Source organism: Herbiconiux sp. A18JL235 (assembly GCF_040939305.1).
GTDB lineage: Bacteria > Actinomycetota > Actinomycetes > Actinomycetales > Microbacteriaceae > Herbiconiux.
Genome location: NZ_CP162511.1, coordinates 535236 through 552102 on the forward strand (window position 1 = coordinate 535236; position 16867 = coordinate 552102).

14 protein-coding genes are annotated in these 16867 nt (G+C 70.6%); 11 read left to right on the forward strand and 3 right to left on the reverse strand.

Annotation, left to right across the window (positions count from 1 at the left end):
- Positions 1-163: 163 nt before the first annotated feature.
- Positions 164-652, forward strand: coding sequence for a hypothetical protein (locus tag ABFY20_RS02450; RefSeq protein WP_368498367.1), 489 nt, complete (start codon positions 164-166; stop codon positions 650-652).
- A gap of 82 nt (positions 653-734) precedes the next feature.
- Here ABFY20_RS02450 and ABFY20_RS02455 read toward each other — a convergent pair whose 3' ends face one another.
- Positions 735-3212 (reverse strand): thiamine pyrophosphate-dependent enzyme, encoded by a 2478-nt coding sequence (locus ABFY20_RS02455; protein WP_368498368.1) that lies wholly within the window; start codon positions 3210-3212, stop codon positions 735-737.
- Between the two features lie 36 nt (positions 3213-3248).
- Positions 3249-4493 (reverse strand): dihydrolipoamide acetyltransferase family protein, encoded by a 1245-nt coding sequence (locus ABFY20_RS02460; RefSeq protein ID WP_368498369.1) that lies wholly within the window; start codon positions 4491-4493, stop codon positions 3249-3251.
- Positions 4494-4614: 121 nt separating this feature from the next.
- Between ABFY20_RS02460 and ABFY20_RS02465 the strand changes: the two genes are divergently transcribed.
- Complete coding sequence (locus tag ABFY20_RS02465; RefSeq protein ID WP_368498370.1) at positions 4615-5574, forward strand: sugar-binding transcriptional regulator; 960 nt, start codon at positions 4615-4617, stop codon at positions 5572-5574.
- A 10-nt stretch (positions 5575-5584) separates the two neighbouring features.
- On the forward strand, positions 5585-6247 hold the full coding sequence (gene rpe, locus ABFY20_RS02470; protein WP_368498371.1) for a ribulose-phosphate 3-epimerase: 663 nt from the start codon (positions 5585-5587) through the stop codon (positions 6245-6247).
- A gap of 71 nt (positions 6248-6318) precedes the next feature.
- Here the strand turns inward: rpe and ABFY20_RS02475 are convergent, their stop codons facing one another.
- Positions 6319-7260 (reverse strand): sugar-binding transcriptional regulator, encoded by a 942-nt coding sequence (locus ABFY20_RS02475; protein ID WP_368498372.1) that lies wholly within the window; start codon positions 7258-7260, stop codon positions 6319-6321.
- Positions 7261-7383: 123 nt separating this feature from the next.
- Between ABFY20_RS02475 and ABFY20_RS02480 the strand changes: the two genes are divergently transcribed.
- The 8 genes from ABFY20_RS02480 (at position 7384) to ABFY20_RS02515 (ending at position 16793) form a co-directional block, all read left to right on the forward strand.
- Entirely contained in the window at positions 7384-8058 is a 675-nt protein-coding gene (locus tag ABFY20_RS02480) for an SIS domain-containing protein (RefSeq protein WP_368498373.1), read from the forward strand.
- Between the two features lie 2 nt (positions 8059-8060).
- The gene (gene xylB / locus ABFY20_RS02485) at positions 8061-9542 is read left to right on the forward strand and encodes a xylulokinase (protein ID WP_368498374.1); all 1482 of its coding nucleotides are present in this window, start codon (positions 8061-8063) and stop codon (positions 9540-9542) included.
- Positions 9542-10600 (forward strand): ABC transporter permease, encoded by a 1059-nt coding sequence (locus ABFY20_RS02490; RefSeq protein ID WP_368498375.1) that lies wholly within the window; start codon positions 9542-9544, stop codon positions 10598-10600. Before xylB ends, ABFY20_RS02490 begins: the two co-directional genes overlap by 1 nt.
- Before the next feature lie 23 nt (positions 10601-10623).
- Positions 10624-11628, forward strand: a complete 1005-nt coding sequence (locus ABFY20_RS02495) for a substrate-binding domain-containing protein (RefSeq protein WP_368498376.1) — start codon at positions 10624-10626, stop codon at positions 11626-11628.
- Positions 11629-11761: 133 nt separating this feature from the next.
- Positions 11762-13342 (forward strand): sugar ABC transporter ATP-binding protein, encoded by a 1581-nt coding sequence (locus tag ABFY20_RS02500; protein WP_368498377.1) that lies wholly within the window; start codon positions 11762-11764, stop codon positions 13340-13342.
- Positions 13343-13441: 99 nt separating this feature from the next.
- On the forward strand, positions 13442-14686 hold the full coding sequence (locus ABFY20_RS02505; protein ID WP_368498378.1) for a M24 family metallopeptidase: 1245 nt from the start codon (positions 13442-13444) through the stop codon (positions 14684-14686).
- 26 nt (positions 14687-14712) lie between these two features.
- Positions 14713-15648 (forward strand): NAD(P)-dependent oxidoreductase, encoded by a 936-nt coding sequence (locus ABFY20_RS02510; RefSeq protein WP_368498379.1) that lies wholly within the window; start codon positions 14713-14715, stop codon positions 15646-15648.
- The gene (locus ABFY20_RS02515; RefSeq protein WP_368498380.1) at positions 15645-16793 is read left to right on the forward strand and encodes a zinc-binding dehydrogenase; all 1149 of its coding nucleotides are present in this window, start codon (positions 15645-15647) and stop codon (positions 16791-16793) included. Before ABFY20_RS02510 ends, ABFY20_RS02515 begins: the two co-directional genes overlap by 4 nt.
- Positions 16794-16867: the final 74 nt, after the last annotated feature.

Consider the following 16867-nt stretch of genomic DNA (forward strand, 5'->3'; position numbering starts at 1 on the left):
CGTCCCGCGCATCCGCAACCCCGTGCATCCGGGCCCACGTCGGTCGCGCACAGCGCTCTTCCCGCCCCGTGACAGAGCACTCTGAGCGACCAACGCCAGCCCAGGGCGGCCCGCTTGCGGACATGTCCTCATCAGGGCGGCCCCGACTGGATAGCCTCGCGGCATGAGCGAACCCGGCCCCCATCCCGTCGCACGTCGCACGCTGCTCGGTGCAGCGTGGGCGGCACCCGTGGTCGTCGCGGCTGCAGCGGCGCCCTCGGCGGCGGCGAGCCCGGCGTCGCCGACCCTCTCCGTGCGCCTCTCGGGGCCCTCGCCCCTGGCAGGAGTCACCTCGTGGCTCATCTGGGTCACCAACGACAGCGCCGCGCCGATCGCCGCCGGCACCCTGATGGCCGGCCTCCCCGACCCGGGGCCCGGGTACTTCTACAGCGGCTACTCCGGCGACGTGCGGTGGGTCTACGGCGACGACCCGTCGGGCCTCACCGTCGTGTTCGTCTACAACGACGTCATCGCTCCCGGCGAGGAGGCGGGCACCTTGCTCCTGCTCGTCGGCAAGACCGATCCCGGCTCGACCCCGGATCCGGTCGCGATCCTCACCCTCACCGCGCCCGGGTTCGACCCCGTCGCGCTGCCCCTGACCGTCGCTTACTGACGCGCGACCCTGCGCATCCGAGCGACCAACGCGAGCGTAGGGGGGCGAGGGCAGGATGCGCGGGGCGAGTGAGCGCCCGGGCTCAGAGGCCCAGGGCCGACTCCTCGAGGGTGCCCTCGGCGCCGGGGCCCTCCTGCACGACGTGGCCGGGGAGGGGCACGATGCGGGAGTGCACGGCGTCGACGATGTCGGCGGGGGTGACGAAGTACTCCCACTCGAGCTCGGCGGGCGGGGCGATCCAGTTGCGGGTGCCGAGCACCACGACGGGGGCGTCGAGCTCGTCGAAGGCCTCGGTCTGCACGCGGGTGGCTACCGTGTTGAGCCAGCTGCCACGCACGTTGGCGTCGGAGGCGAGCAGCAGACGCCCGGTCTTCGCCACCGACTCCAGCAGGAGCGTGTAGTCGAACGGCACCATCGAGCGCGCGTCGATGACCTCGGCCTCGATGCCGTACTGCTCCGACAGGGCGCTGGCGGCCTCGAGCGCCCGGTAGAGGGTGGCGCCCACCGTCATGATGGTGAGGTCGGTTCCGGCCCGGGCGATGCGAGCCTCGCCGATGGGGGTGCGGTAGTACTCCGCGGGCACGCCGTCGGGGAACACCGTCTCGACGGTGTCGTAGAGACGCTGGCTCTCGAAGAACACGACCGGGTCGTTGCCCGCGAGCGCCGACGCCAGCAGGCCCTTCGCGTCGTGGGCGGTGGCGGGGAACACCACCTTGAGGCCGGGCACGCCCGCCACCATCGAGCTCCAGTCCTGCGAGTGCTGGGCGCCGTACTTCGCGCCCACCGAGACCCGCAGCACCATCGGAACCGTGGTGAGACCGCCCGACATGGGCTGCCACTTCGCCATCTGGTTGAAGATCTCGTCGCCCGCGCGCCCGATGAAGTCGGCGTACATCAGCTCGACCACCGGCCGGCCGCCCGAGAGCGCGAAGCCCACGCCGGCGCCCACGATGGCCGCCTCCGAGATGGGTGAGTTGAACAGGCGGTGCCGGGGGAGGATGTCGGTGAGACCCCGGTAGACCCCGAACGCCCCGCCCCAGTCGCGGTTCTCCTCGCCCCACAGCGTCACCCGGTCGTCGGCGACGGCGTGCGCGAGCACGGCCTCGAACAGCGCGTCGCGGAAGGTGATCGCCTTGGCGCCCGAGTGCGGCTTGCTGCCCGGCCCGTCGGAGAGCCCCGAGCGCGACTTGCGAGCGAGCGACGCCGCGTGCTGCAGCTCCTCGACCGGGATCGTCGTCTCGCCGGCCGGCGCATCCGCCAGCTCGATCGAGGTGTCGTTGAAGGTGAGCCCCGCCATGACCTTCGGGTCGCGGCGCAGTGACAGGCGGGGCGACACGGATGCGTCGATCGCCACCTCGAGGGAGGCCGACACGGTCTCCTCCGCCCACTGCTTGAGCTCGGCCTGGCGGGTGGCGGCCACCACGCCGCCCTCCGCCAGGCGAGCGAAATAGCTGTCGATCGGGTCGATCGACGCCCACAGCTCGACCTCGTCCTTGGTGCGGTAGGAGGAGGCGTCGGAGGGGGAGTGTCCGGTCTGCCGGTAGGTCTGGCAGTCGATGAGCACGGGGCCGTCGCCGGCTTCGAGGTGCTCTCGGGCGAGGGTCATGGCCTCGATGACGGCGAGCGGGTTGTTGCCGTCGACCGTCTGGGCGTGCATGTTCTGCGCGTTCACGCCGGCGCCGAGTCGGGCCAGGCGGTCGTAGGCCATGGTCTCGCCGATTGTCTGCCCGCCCATGCCGTAGAAGTTGTTCACCACGAAGAACACCACGGGCAGGCCGCCGCGGTGCTTCTCGTCCATGAGCGTGGTGAGCTGCCCCATGCTCGCGAGGTTGAACGACTCCCACACCGGGCCGGTGCCGGTGGAGGCGTCGCCGATGGAGGCGACGACGATGCCGGGCTGTCGCTGCAGGCGGTTGTAGAGTGCTGCGCCGGTGGCCAGCGGCGCCGAGCCGCCGACGATGGCGTTGTTCGGGTAGATGCCGAGGGGCGGGAAGAAGGCGTGCATCGAGCCGCCGAGGCCGCGGTTGAAACCGGTGCGACGGCCGAAGGTCTCGGCGGTCATGCCGTAGACCAGGTAGTTGACGGCCTGCTGCTCGAAGTCGTCGTCGGCGAGGCGATCCTTAACGACGTTCCAGATGGCGCCCTCCGACCAGCCCTCGAACGCCTCGAGGAGGGCCTCCTTCGACGAGGAGTGGATGGCCGAGAGACCCTTCGCGATCACCTCGCCGTGGCTGCGGTGGCTGCCAAACACCTTGTCGACCGCGCCGAGGGTGAAGGCCTGGCCGACGGCCGCCGCCTCCTGGCCGATGGAGAGGTGGGCGGGGCCGGCGTGCACGTAGGAGGTGCCGCGGTAGGCGCCGTCGCGCTTGATCGACTGCAGCATGAGCTCGAACTCGCGCACCAGGATCATGTCGCGCCCGATGCGCTCGAGCGCGGCGTCACCGTGCAGCGCTCGCTCGGCGGCGAGATCGGGCCGGTAGTTGTTGATCGCGATGGTCTCGAAAGTCAGCTCTGCCTGCGAACGGGTGACCGCCGGGTCGATGAGCAGTTCTTTTGCCATGGTGGTGACGTCTTTCCGGGTGAAGGGGAGCGGGGGTCAGAACGCCGACAGCACGTCGACGGTCTCGATGGCCTGGGCGATGGAGGCGAGCGCTTTCGCGGCAGCCGCCCCGTCGAGGGCCCGGTGGTCGAAGGTCAGGGAGAGCGGCAGCAGGCTGGGGGCGTCGGGATGCGACCGGTGCGCGGCCCCGACCCCGAGGATGCAGCTCTGCGGGGTGTTGAGCACCGGGGTGAACCAGTGGACGCCGAGCGAGCCGAGGTTCGACACGGTGAAGGTGCCGCCCTCCATCTCGGCCGCGGTCAGCCTGCCGGCCCGCGCCTTCTCGATGGCGTTCGCCGCTGCAGCGGCAACGGCCGAGACGCTGAGAGCGTCGGCGTTCGGGATGACGGGGACGAGCAGTGCCTGCCCGGTGTCGACGGCGAAGCCGATGTTCACCCGGCGGTACTGGCGGATGCCGTCCCAGTCGAACACCGAGTTGGCCTCCGGATGCCTCGCCACGGCCTTCGCCGTCGCGAACAGCAGCACGTCGTTGACGCCGATCTTCGGCAGCCCCTGCGCCTCGGTGAGGGTGCGCAACCGCTTCACGTACGAGAGCATCGCCGTGGCGTCGGCGTAGCGGGTGAGCGTGACCTGGGCGGTGCCGGCAAGCGAGGCGTGCATCCGTTGCGCCGTGACCTTGCGTGCACCGCGAACCGGCACGAGGTCGAACTCGGCTTCGGGCGTCTCGGGCGCTGCGGATGCTCGGGTCGCCCCGACCTCGGCCCCGGGTGCGGGTCCGGGTGCCTGTGTCTTCTTTGCACTCAGCACGTCGGGAACGATGATGCGGCCGCCCGGCCCCGAGCCCACGACGGACGAGAGGTCGATGCCGTTGCGTTCGGCCAGGATGCGCGCTCGAGGTGAGGCGCGGTGCCGATCGGCGCGATCGGGCTCGGTGGAGCTCCCCTCGCCGACGACCTCGGCGGTTCTGACCGTCTCGGTGATCGCAGGGGTGGGCTCGGCGGGAGCCGTCGTGCCCGGATCGGAGGGGTCACCCAGTACCTCGCCTGCGGCGCCGATGACAGCGAGCACCTCGTGCTCGGGCACCTCGTCGCCGGAGCCGAACAGCACGCGCAGCACCTCGCCGGCCTCGGGCGCCTCGACCTCGATCGTCGCCTTCGCGGTCTCGAGGGTGACCAGCACGTCGCCGGCACTCACCCGGTCGCCGACCGCGACGTTCCAGTCGACGATCACGGCGTCTTCTCCGGCGTTCCCGGTGGTGGGGACACGAACGTCGATCGACATCGCGCTCCGTTCTCTCGCGTTGCTCAAATGTGCATAAAGCGCTCATAGGAGCGCGCTGTTCACAGTACACTGACTTCGAGGTCGCGTCAAAGGTCGACCCGATCCGGCCGGGAGGGCGAAAATGAGCGATCCAGGTGCCCGCGCCCGTACGCCCGTCTCCCTCGAGGCGGCGATCGTGGCCCGCCGGTACTACATCGACGACCGACAGAAGAACGAGATCGCCGAGGAACTCGGCATCTCCCGCTTCAAGGTGGCCCGGCTGCTCGACGAGGCCAAGGCAAGCGGCATCGTGCGCATCACCGTCGACATGCCTGCCGACATCGACCTCCCTGTCGGTGAGGAGCTCGCCCGCGCCTACGGCATCACCCGCGCCATCGTGGTGCGCGCGATCGACGCGGCGCCGGGCGCCACCCCCGGGCTCATCGGCGATGCCGCCGCGCAGTACCTGCGAGGCATCGTCGGGCCCTCCGACGTGCTCGGCATCTCGTGGGGAACGAGCCTCACCGCGCTGGTCGACGCCGTCTCGAACCTCGACCCGGCCGAGGTCGTGCAGCTGGTCGGCGGTGTGCGCGCGGCCGAGCTCGAGGTCTCGGGGGTCGAGCTCGTGCGCCGGCTCGCCCGCAAGACCGGGGGGCGCGCGCATCCGCTGCATGCGCCGCTGCTCGTGCGCACGCCCGCGATGGCGGAGGAGCTGCGGCGCGACCCCAGCCTCGCCGACGTCATCGAGAGCTTCGACAGGCTCTCCGTCGCGCTCGTCGGCATCGGCTCGTGGCAGCCCCCGCGGTCGTCGCTGTTCGGCGAGTTCACCGAGACCGAGCGCGCCGAGCTCGCCGCCGCCGGTGCCGTGGCCGACATCTGCGCCATCGTCGTCGACGCCGAGGGCCGCGAGATCGAGTCGTCGGCCCTCTCCCGATCGGTGGGGATCTCGGCGGCCGAGCTGCGCCGTGTGCCCGAGGTCGTGGCGGTGGCGGGCGGTTCCGAGAAGACGGCGGCGATCGCGGCGGCGCTGCGCAGCGGACTGGTGCGCACCCTGGTGACCGATTCGCACACGGCGACGGGGCTGCTGGCGGCGGCGCACTAGGGTCGATGGCGTGTCAGTTCGAATCCACCCCAGCATCCTCGCCGCCGACTTCGCCCACCTCGCCGACGATCTCGAGAGGATCCGCACGGCGGATCTCATCCACTTCGACGTCATGGACTACCACTTCGTGCCGAATCTCTCGTTCGGCATGCCGCTGTTCGAGTCGATCGCCGCGAACTCGCCGCTGCCCCTCGACGTGCACCTCATGATCAGCGACCCGCTGCGCTGGGCGCCGGGCTATGCCGAGGCCGGCGCCGAGTCGGTCACCTTCCACGCCGAGGCCACCGAGTCGCCCGCCCAGGTCGCCAAGGCGATCCGTGCCGCGGGGGCCCGAGTGGGGCTCGCCCTCAAGCCGGGGACCGATGTCGACGACTACCTCGAGCTGCTGCCCGAGATCGACATGGTGCTCGTGATGACCGTGGAGCCGGGCTTCGGCGGGCAGGCCTTCATGCCCGAGACCATGCCGAAGCTCGCCCGGCTGCGCGAAGCCGTCGACGCCTCGGGCCTCGAGGTGCGCGTGCAGGTCGACGGCGGCATCGACGAGCGCACCATCTCCATCGCCGCCGAGAACGGTGCCGACACCTTCGTCGCCGGCTCCAGCGTATTCGGGGCCGAGAGCGCCGCCGACCAGATCGCGCTGCTGCGCGAGACCGCGACCGCCCACCGCCACTGACCGGGCGATCGCCGACCCGCGCGGCGCGACGGGGCCGCGCCGCGCCCGGCGCCCCGCGCCCGGCGCCCGCGCTACATCGTGCGCAGCAGCTCCGCGAGCGAGTTGTCGGTGACGAGGGTGGTGCCGAGGCCGGCGTTGATCACGGCGTGCACCGCCTCGGCCTTCGACTCGCCGCCCGCGATAAGCACGAGCTCGGGGATGGTGCGCAGTACGTCGATGCCGGTGGCCATCGACCTGTCCTGCAGGTCGGGCAGCACGGTGCCGTCGTGCTTGATGAGGGTGGCGAGCACCTCGGCGGCGACGCCCTTGCCCACCAGCGCCTCGCGCTCGTGCAGCGGCAGGCTCGCCATCATCTGCGAGTCGGGCGGGTCCCAGCTGCCGACGGCGACCGCCGCCACCGTGATCGACTCGAACAGCTTCATCGCGGCCGCCACGCCGGGCTGGGTGCTGAGGCTCTTCTTGGTGAGCGCATCCTGCACCACCAGCGGCACGAACAGCGGGTAGGCCTGGCCCCCTCCGACCTCGCTGATCTTCCGCACCAGCTCGAGCGAGTTCTCGGCGACCGAGCCCACCATGCCGCCCATCTGCACCACGAGACTGCGCGGCAGCTCGGTGAGCTCCTGCGACATCGCGCTGAGGGTGCGGCCCCAGCCGATGCCGAGCACGTCGGTCTCGGTCACCAGCTCGCTCAACACGGCTGCGGCGCCGCGCCCCACGGCCTGGCGGATGCCGGCTGCCGTGCGCTCCTCCTCGGGAACGTCGATCACGATCACCCGGCGCAGGCCGAAGCGTTTGCGCAACTCTTCGGAGAGCTCGGCGTCGAAGGAGTTCGGGGTGGCGATCTCGAACCTCACGATGCCCTCACGCACGCTCTGCTCGAGCAGCCTCGCCACCTTGAACCGCGACAGGCCCATCTCGTCGGCGATCTCCGACTTCGTGCTGCCGTCGATGTAGAAACGGCGCGCCACAGTCGCGGCGAGGATCGCCGCACCGGGACTCAGCGTTGATGGCACGCAGCCCATCCTAGGGGTTCACCCCCGGGAACGATGTGCTCATTTGAGCGGGCTGTTTGACAGATGTGCAGACGCATGCTCATACTGATGGCCGGTACACCGCCGTGCGAGAAGGAAGCTGGAATGACCCTCACCCCTGAGACCACCGCCGTGATCGAGGCAGGCCGCCAGCAGATCCGTGTGGAGACCGAGGCGCTCGCCGACGTGCTCGACCAGATCGACGAGCGCTTCGTGCGCGTCGCCTCGCTGCTGCAGTCGATGACCGGCAAGGTCGTCATGACCGGCTCGGGAACCTCGGGTTTCATCGCCCGCCGTTCCGCTCACCTGTTCTCGGTGTCGGGAACCCCCGCCTTCTTCCTGAACCCGGGCGACGGGCTGCACGGTTCGATGGGCGCGGTCGAGGGCGACGACGTGATGATCGCGCTGTCGAAGGGCGGCTCCTCGTCGGAGCTCAACGACCTCGTGGCCCGTGTGAAAGACGTCGGCACCCGCGTGGTGGCCCTCACCGCCAACGCCGCCTCGCCGCTCGGCGAACTCGCCGACATCACTGTCGAGATCCGCAACTACCCCGCCGCCGACCCCGGCAACCTGCTCGCCATGGGCTCGACCCTCGCGCACAGCGCCTGGCTCGACGCGCTCGCCGTCGTGCTCATGCGAGCGCGTGCGGTGAGTTGGGAGCGGGTGCACTTCACCCACCCCGGTGGTGCGGTGGGCCAGCTCGCCCAGCTGCCCGACCAGCTCGACGGTCTCGTCATCCCCGAGGCGCAGGCCGTCGCCGAGCCGGCGGAGAGCCGCTGACCATGCCCGTCGTCGCCGGGGTCGACTCCTCGACCCAATCCACCACCGTCGTGCTGCGCGACGCCGACACCGGAGCCACCCTCGGCTCCGGCAGGGCGCCGCACACGCCGACGTTCCCGCCGGTGAGCGAGCAGAACCCCGCCGAATGGTGGGCCGCCACGACCACCGCGTTCGCCGTGGCCCGCACCGCGGCGGGCGTGGTGCCCGACGACATCGTCGCCGTGAGCGTTGCCGCGCAGTGCCACGGCCTGGTGCCGCTCGACGCGCGCGGCGAGGTCATCCGTCCCGCGAAGCTGTGGAACGACACCACGGCCGCGGGCGAGATCGCCGAGCTCACCGCCCGCCTCGGCGGCGACGCCTGGACCGACCGCGTCGGCACCCTCCCCCCGCCCTCCTTCACCATCGGAAAGCTCGCCTGGCTGAAGGCGCACGAGCCCGAGAACTTCGCTGCTCTCGCCACCGTGCTGCTGCCGCACGACTACCTCACCTGGCGCCTCACCGGCGGGGCGGCCGGCGGCCGCGCGGTCACCGACCGCTCCGACGCGAGCGGCACGGGCTACTACAGCGCGCCCGAGGGCCGCTACCTCACCGAGGTGCTCGAGCTGGTCGACGCCGAGAAGGACTGGGCGGCGATGCTCCCCGAGGTGCTCGGCCCCTCCGAGCAGGCGGGCACCGTCCCCGCCGCCGTCGCCGCCGAGATCGGGGTGCGGGCGGATGCGGTGGTCGGCGCGGGCGCGGGCGACCAGCACGCGAGCGCGGTCGGCCTCGGCATCGCGCCCGGCGAGCTCGCCTACGTGCTCGGCACCTCGGGCGTGGTGTTCACGACGAGCGAGTTCCCGGTGTTCGACCACACCGGCATCGTCAACTCCGTCGCCGACGCCACCGGCGCCTACCTCCCTCTCATCTGCACCCTCAACGCCGCCAAGGTCACCGACACGATGGCGCGCCTGCTCGGCGTCGACCACGCTGAGCTCGAGCGCCTCGCCCTCTCGGCCGAGCGCGACGCCCGCCGCCCGGTGCTGGTGAGCTTCCTCGACGGGGAGCGCACGCCGAACCGACCAGCCGCCCGGGGCATCCTGGCCGGCCTGTCGAACGACACCTCGCGCGAAGACCTGGCTCTCGCCGCCTACGAGGGCGTCGTGCTCGGCATGGAACGCGGCGAGCGTCGCATGGCCGCGATGGGCCTCTCCCTCGACGGCCGTCGGCTCGTCACGGGCGGCGGCGCCGCCTCGGCCGCCTACCGCCAGATCGTCGCCGACGTCACCGGCCGCCCGGTCGAGATCACCGACGCCGTCGACGCCGTCGCCGCGGGCGCCGCCGTGCAGGCCGCCGCCGTGGCGCAGGGCGCCGACATCCGCACCCTGCGCTCCGAGTGGGCGCCCGCATCCCGAGTCGTCGCCGAACCCCAGGGCGTCGACTACCGCCAGGTCCGTGAGCGCTACACCCGCGCCGCAGACATCACCGAGCTCGACGGAGCGTTCTGATGACCGATTCCGGTTCCCTCACCCGCAAGCCAGCCACCACCACGAAAGGGGGCCCCGTGAAGAAGCGTCGCGTGCCCGACGAAGCCGGCATCTTCATGGTGCTGGTCGCCGTGCTGCTGGTGTTCAGTATCTTGTCGCCGAACTTCCGCACCATCGACAACGGCTTCACGCTGCTCGTCAACGGCACGGTCATCGGCTTCCTCGCCCTCGGCCAGACCTTCGTGCTGCTGACGGGCGGCATCGACCTCTCCACCGGCGCGAACATCGCCATGTCGGGTGTGCTCGTCGCCCTCGTGATGCAGGCCGGGGTGCCGTGGCCGGTCGCCGTGCTCATCGCGCTGCTCGCGGCGACCTCGCTCGGCGTGCTGAACGGGGCGCTGATCCACTTCGTGCGCATCCCGCCGTTCATCGCGACGTTCTCGACGCAGGGCGTGGCGCTCGCCATCCCGCTCATCATCACGGGGGCGAACTCCATCCAGGTGCGCGACATCGGCTTCAGCTGGATCGGCCAGGGCCGCATCGCCGGTGTGCCGCTGCCCGTGCTGCTGCTGCTCGTCGCCGCCGTCATCGCGGGGCTGTGGCTGCGCATGACCCGCCAGGGCGTTCACGTCTACGCCCTGGGCGGCAACAAGAACGCCGCGCGCCTGGCCGGTGTGAACATCGCCCGCACCACCATCCTCGTCTACGCCATCTCGGGCTTCTGCGGCGGCATGGGCGGCATGATCGTGACCAGCAGGCTCATGGTCGGCTTCCCGGCCACCGGTACCGGCAACGAGCTGTTCTACTCCATCGCCGCGGCGGTTGTGGGCGGCATCTCGCTGTTCGGCGGTGTCGGCACCGTGCTCGGCGCCATGATCGGCGCCGTGCTCATCGCCGCGGTGTCGAACGGCATGAACGTGCTGAGCGTGCAGAGCTACTGGCAGTCGCTCGTCATCGGCGTGATCATCCTCGTCGGCGTCTCCTTCGACACGCTGCGTCGCTCCCGCGCCGGCAAACCCGTCTTCTCCAAGCGCCAGGCGGCACCCGCCGTCTCGCCTCCCCCCACCACCACATCCTGAATCACACCAACGAGAGGAACATCATGATCAAGAGGAAGGCACTCGGCGCCGTCGCCGTAGGAGTCCTGGCTCTCAGCCTCGCCGCGTGCAGCAATGCCGCCACCGGCGACGGCGCGGGGAGCTCCACCGACGAGGCCGGCGCGCTGCCCGCGTCGTGCTCGAACGACAACCCCACCATCGGTGTGGCGCTGCCGAACACCATCAACCCCTACTACATCGCCATGCAGGAGGGCTTCGAGGACACCGCGAAGGAGCTCGGCTACACGGTCGACATCGCCATCGCGAACGACAGCGAGAGCGACCAGCTCGCGCAGATCGACGCGTTCGTGCAGAAGGGCGTGTGCGCCATCGCGCTGAACGCCGTGAACTCCGACACCGGCGTGTCGAGCGTGCGGGCGGCGAACGCCGCGAACATCCCGGTGTTCTCGGTGAACGTCACCATCGACCCCGAGGGCCTGAAGAACCAGAACGCGACGATCGTGCAGTACGTCGGCGCCGACCAGACCGCCGGCGGCACCCAGCTCGGCGAGGTGGCCATCAAGGATCTCGGCACCGAGACCCCTCTGGTGGTCGGCATCCTCGGCGAGCCGTCGCAGATCCCCACCAACCAGCGCGACGAGGGCTTCATCGAGGCGCTCAAGGCGAACCCGAACACCACGATCCTGCCGACCCTCGACACCAACGTCGACCCGGCCGTGTCGCTGCAGGTGACGGGCGAGCTGCTGCAGGGCAACCCGAACGTCAACGTGATCTTCGGTGACACCGGCCCCGCCGTGGTCGGTGCCCTGCAGGCCATCAAGGAGGCCGGCAAGCAGGACCAGATCAAGGTCTACGGCTTCTGCGCCGCCGACACCCCGCTCGAGGGCGAGTACGTGGCCTGCGCCGCGCAGGAGCCCTACGAGTACGCCAAGATCGTGCTCGAGAATGTGCAGAGCTACCTCGCCGGCGACGACGTGCCGGCCGAGATTCTGCAGCCGCTGAAGATCTACACCACCGGCCAGGAGGTCGGCGCGAAGGAATTCGGCTAGACCGCACCACCCGTGACGGTGGCCGGGCCGGGGCCCGCTCGGCCCGGCCACCGTCGCATCCGCACCACCCGCGTCCGTGACCGAACGGATGCGCGCACCACCCGCATCCGCACCACACCGAAGGAGACCGCTCATGACCGGCGAAGGACTGCTCGTCGACGGCATCTCGAAGAGCTACGGGCCGACGAAGGCGCTCACCGACGTGAGCCTCGCCATCAGGCCCGGTCAGGTGACGGCGCTCATCGGCCACAACGGTGCGGGGAAGTCGACGCTGCTGCGCTCGCTGTCGGGTGCCGAGGTGCCCGATGAGGGCAGCATCCGCATCGACGGTCAGGCGCAGGAGTTCCACGGCCCGCGCGACGCCTCGGCTGCGGGAATCGCCTGCGTGTACCAGGAGCTGTCGCTCGTCGACCAGCTGACCGTCGCCCAGAACATCTTCCTCGGGCAAGAGCAGGTATCGGGGGGTGTGCTCTCGCGCCGCGAGATGAACCGCACCGCCGACCGGCTCTGCGCCGAGTACGGCATCGACGCCCACTCCACCGACCTGGTCTCGGCCCTGCCCGTCGCGCAGCGTCAGATGGTGGAGGTGGCGCGAGCCATCAACCAGAACGCTAAGTACCTCCTGCTCGACGAGCCCACGACGGCGCTCGAGCAGGAGCAGGTCGACCACCTGCTCGCCATCGTGCGCCGGCTCGTCGACGAGCAGGGCATCGGCGTGCTGCTCGTCGACCACAAGCTCGACGAGGTGTTCGCCGTCGCCGACCACATCGTGGGCCTCTCGGGAGGCATGATCGTGCTCGACGGATCGGTGGACGACGTCGATCGTGCAGCCGTCATCGAAGCGATCGTCGGCGACCACGGCCCCGTCGACACCGCCGCCGTCGCCGCCATCGTGGGGGAGGGCGTGGGCGAGACCCCGCTCGACGACGTGCAGGTGCTCACCGAGGCCGAGCGCGCCCGCGAGTTCGGCGCTCCCGTGCTGGAGGCCGTCGGCGTCTCGGGCAACAACCTCGACGGCATCGATCTCACGGTGCATGCCGGCGAGATCCTCGGCATCTACGGGCTCGTCGGCTCGGGGCGCACCCGTTTCCTCCGCACCGTGTACGGTGCGTTCCCGCTGGCCGCCGGCCAGCTGCGCCTGCTCGGCAAGGACTACAAGCCTCGCAACCCTGCCCAGGCCATCAAGGCGGGCGTCGCCTTCCTCAGCGAGGAACGCAAGTTCGACGGCTTCGTGCCGCAGATGTCGTCGGTGGAGAACGTCGTGCTTCCGGTGCTCGGCAAGTACATCCGCGGCGGGCTGCTGCGCTGGCGTGCCCTCAAGGGTTCGGCCGACGACGTGCTCGCCCAGGTCACCATCCGCGGCGAGGTCTCGGCGCCCATCACCTCGCTCTCGGGAGGCAACCAGCAGAAGGCGCTGTTCGCCAGGGCGACGCTGCAGGCGCCGCTCCTGCTGCTGCTCGACGAGCCCACCAAGGGCGTCGACATCGGCGCCAAGCGCGAGATCTACGGCATCATCCGCTCCCTCGCCGCCGAGAAGAACGTGGCGGTGATCGTGGTGTCCTCCGAGGAGGAGGAGCTGACCGAGCTCGCCGACTCGATCGCGGTGTTCCGCTCGGGGTCGTGCGACGGCGTCGTGTACCCGCGGGCGTCGGTGAGTGCGGCGCAGCTGCGCGAGCTGGCGTGGGCGGATGCGTCGCCTGTGTCACAGGGGTAAACACTCGTTCAACCTTGCTGTACACTCGAGGTCATCGCGACGTCGCGGTCAGGCCTTCCGGGTCGACGGGCGCTGCCTCCGCTCGACCTAGGAGTGTGCATGACCACGTCCCGCCTTGTTCCCGCCCCCGGCCACATGGGCGTCGACTACGAGGAACGCGTCGACTTCGACCGCCTGCGTCGCTACCGCATCGACCGGGCCAAGGCCGCCCTGGAGTCGAGCGAGTGCGGCGCTCTGCTCCTGTTCGACTTCTACAACATCCGCTACACCACGAGCACCTGGATCGGCGGCGCCCTCGGCGACAAGATGATCCGCTACTGCCTGCTCACCCGCGACCGCGAACCCGTGCTGTGGGACTTCGGCTCCGCCGTCAAGCACCACAAGCTGCACTCCAAGTGGCTGCCCGACGAGAACTGGCGGGCCGGGTTCCTCGGGTTCCGCGGCGCCGTCGCTCCCGATGCCGGGCTCATGGCCGCCGCCGTCACCGAGATCAAGGCGCTGCTCGTCGAGGCAGGGGTGGCGGGTGCGCCCGTGGGCGTCGACATCGTCGAACCGCCCTTCCTGTTCGAGATGCAGCGGCAGGGCCTGACGGTCGTCGACGCTCAGCAGCTCATGCTGGATGCGCGGGTCATCAAGTCGAACGACGAGATCGTGCTGCTCAACCAGGCGGCGGCGATGGTCGACGGGGTCTACCAGGAGATCGTCGACGTGCTGAAGCCCGGGATCCGCGAGAACGAGATCGTCGCGCTCGCCAACAAGCGGCTGTACGAGCTCGGCTCCGACCAGGTCGAGGCGGTGAACGCGATCTCGGGGGAGCGCTGCAACCCGCATCCGCACAACTTCACCGACCGCATCATCAGGCCGGGCGACCAGGCGTTCTTCGACATCATCCACTCGTTCAACGGGTACCGCACCTGCTACTACCGCACCTTCGGTGTGGGCAGCGCCACCACCGCGCAGCGCGACGCCTACAAGCGCGCCCGCGAGTGGATGGACCGGGGCATCGAGGGCATCAGGCCCGGTGCGGGCACCGACCAGATCGCCGCGCTGCTGCCGAAGGCGACCGAGTTCGGGTTCGAGACCGAGATGGAGGCGTTCGGTCTGCAGTTCGCGCACGGGCTCGGGCTCGGGCTGCACGAACGGCCGATCATCTCGAGGCTCAACAGTCTGGAGAACCCGGTGGAGCTCGAGGCGGGGATGGTGTTCGCGCTCGAGACCTACTGCCCGGCCTCCGACGGCGTCTCGGCGGCCCGCATCGAGGAGGAGATCGTCGTCACCGACGACGGGCCCGTGGTGCTGACGAAGTTCCCGGCCCAGGAACTGTTCGTGGCGAACGAGTACTGAGCCGGGACGGACGGGGGAGGACTCGGATGACGAACGCAGACGCCCTGCAGGGGGTCGAGATCGCCTGGGTGGGGCTCGGCCGCATGGGCTCGGCCATGGCCTCTCGGTTGCTCGCGAGTGGCGTCGACCTCGCGGTATGGAACCGCACGCCCGAGCGAGCGGATGCGTTGGTCGCCCGAGGCGCGCGGAGGCTGCGGTCGCTCGGGGAGGCCGGTGCCTGCGACGTGGTGTTCTCGATGGTGCTCGACGACGCGGCCCTCGACTCGCTGCACGACGGCGAGAGCGGCCTGTTCGGGGCGGCGCACCCGGGGGCGGGGAGCGCCCGCGTCTGGATCGACGGCTCCACGGTGTCGCCCGCGGCATCGGAACGGGCCGCCCGAGCGGCGGCCGAGGCGGGCGCCGCCTTCGTGGCCGCGCCCATCAGCGGCAACCCGGCTGTCGTCGAGGCGGGCCAGGCCATCTTCGCCATCTCGGGCGACGACGCCGGGCTCGAGGTGGCCGAGGCGATCGGGCTCGCCATCGGGCGGGCCGTGCACCGCGTCGGGTCGCGGACCGAAGCATCCGTCATCAAGCTCTGCGTGAACGCCCTGCTCTCGGTGACGATGCAGTCGTTGGCCGAGGTGGCGGTGCTCGCCGACCGGGCCGGAGTCTCCCGGGCGCTGCTGATGGAGTTCCTGAACGACAGCGCGATCGGTTCGCCGTTCACCCGGTACAAGACCGCGCCCGTCGTGACCCTCGACTTCCCGCCGGCCTTCACACCGGAGGGGCAGCGCAAGGATGTGCGGCTCGCGCTCGAGCTCGCCCGAGCGCTCGAGGTGCCGCTGCCCGTGCTCGCCACCACCGAGGTGGCCTACTCGAGCCTCGTCTCGGGCGGACTCGGCGAGGGGAAGGACTTCGCCGCCCTCATCCTCGAGGTGGCGCGCGATGCGGGCCATCAGTTGCGACCGGAGGAACTCAGATGACGATTCCCGAGACCATGCGCGCCGCCGTCTACCACGGCCGCCGCGATCTCCGCTTCGAGGAGGTGCCGGTGCCTTCGCCGGGGCCAGGCGAACTGCTCATCGAGGTCGGCACCGTGGGGGTGTGCGGCTCCGACGTGGGGGAGTGGGCGCACGGGCCGCACCAGCATCCTGTCGACACCCCGCATCCGGCGACCGGGCACCACGGCCCCATCATCCCCGGGCACGAGTTCTCCGGCGTCGTGGTGGCGCTCGGCGAGGGGGTCGACGAGCGCTGGCTGGGCTCGTCGATCGCCTCCTGCGGCTCGGTCGCCTGCGGACGGTGCCCCGCCTGCCTGCGCGGCGAGACGAACCTCTGCCGCAGCTACGCGGGGGTGGGCCTGCATCGCGACGGCGCCCTGGCGGGCTACGTGACGGCGCCGATCGAATGCTGCCTCGCCCTCGAGGAGACGGGTCTCTCGCTCGACGAGGCGGCGCTCGTGCAACCGATGTCGATCGCGGTGCACAACGTGACCCGCGCGGGTGACGTCGACGGGCAGACCGTGCTGCTGCAGGGTGTCGGGGGCATCGGCGCGTTCCTCGTCTGCGCGCTCGTCGACGCCGGGGCGCGGGTCGTCGCCAGCGACATGGATGCGGAGCGGCTCGCCATCGCCAGGCAGCTGGGCGCGCACGAGACCGTGCTCGTGACGGGCGAGGCCGCCGCGGACCGAGAACTCATCGCGGCGGCGGTGGGCGGCGCGGAGCTGCGCGTGGTGTTCGAGGTGAGCGGATCGCGGCCCGGGGTGCTCGCCGCCCTCGACCTGGCGCCGCGCGGCAGCCGGATCGTGCTGGTGGGAATCCAGAAGGCACCGGTCGAGATCGACCTGGCCCGCTTCACCCTCGACGAGAAGACGCTCATCGGCACCAACGCGCTCGTGCGCGAGTCCGACTTCCCCCGCGCCCTGGAGCTCGTCGCGAGCCGGCGCGACTGGGGGGTCATCGCGCCGCGGGTCGTGCCGCTCGACGAGGTCATCGACGAGGCGCTGCTGCCCATGAGCGAGGGCAGGCCCCGCGCGATCAAGACGCTGATCGATCCGCGCGGCGCTGTGGCGCGACCTCTCCTCGGACGATCTCAGCCCGATGCGTTCAGCCCGGCTGTCGCAAATTGAAATACGACACCGATTTGTGACCCGAATTGATCGACATAACTAAACACATCGTGTAGTAATTATGAACAGCGTCA

Bases quoted from the DNA above. Each gene is read 5' to 3' on its own strand.
- ABFY20_RS02505 (WP_368498378.1), top strand. From the start codon at position 13,442: ATGACCACGTCCCGCCTTGTTCCCGCCCCCGGCCACATGGGCGTCGAC.
- ABFY20_RS02500 (WP_368498377.1), top strand. From the start codon at position 11,762: ATGACCGGCGAAGGACTGCTCGTCGACGGCATCTCGAAGAGCTACGGG.
- ABFY20_RS02515 (WP_368498380.1), top strand. From the start codon at position 15,645: ATGACGATTCCCGAGACCATGCGCGCCGCCGTCTACCACGGCCGCCGC.
- xylB (WP_368498374.1), top strand. From the start codon at position 8,061: ATGCCCGTCGTCGCCGGGGTCGACTCCTCGACCCAATCCACCACCGTC.
- ABFY20_RS02465 (WP_368498370.1), top strand. From the start codon at position 4,615: ATGAGCGATCCAGGTGCCCGCGCCCGTACGCCCGTCTCCCTCGAGGCG.
- ABFY20_RS02480 (WP_368498373.1), top strand. From the start codon at position 7,384: ATGACCCTCACCCCTGAGACCACCGCCGTGATCGAGGCAGGCCGCCAG.
- ABFY20_RS02490 (WP_368498375.1), top strand. From the start codon at position 9,542: ATGACCGATTCCGGTTCCCTCACCCGCAAGCCAGCCACCACCACGAAA.
- ABFY20_RS02460 (WP_368498369.1), bottom strand. From the start codon at position 4,493: ATGTCGATCGACGTTCGTGTCCCCACCACCGGGAACGCCGGAGAAGAC.
- ABFY20_RS02455 (WP_368498368.1), bottom strand. From the start codon at position 3,212: ATGGCAAAAGAACTGCTCATCGACCCGGCGGTCACCCGTTCGCAGGCA.
- ABFY20_RS02450 (WP_368498367.1), top strand. From the start codon at position 164: ATGAGCGAACCCGGCCCCCATCCCGTCGCACGTCGCACGCTGCTCGGT.
- ABFY20_RS02510 (WP_368498379.1), top strand. From the start codon at position 14,713: ATGACGAACGCAGACGCCCTGCAGGGGGTCGAGATCGCCTGGGTGGGG.
- ABFY20_RS02495 (WP_368498376.1), top strand. From the start codon at position 10,624: ATGATCAAGAGGAAGGCACTCGGCGCCGTCGCCGTAGGAGTCCTGGCT.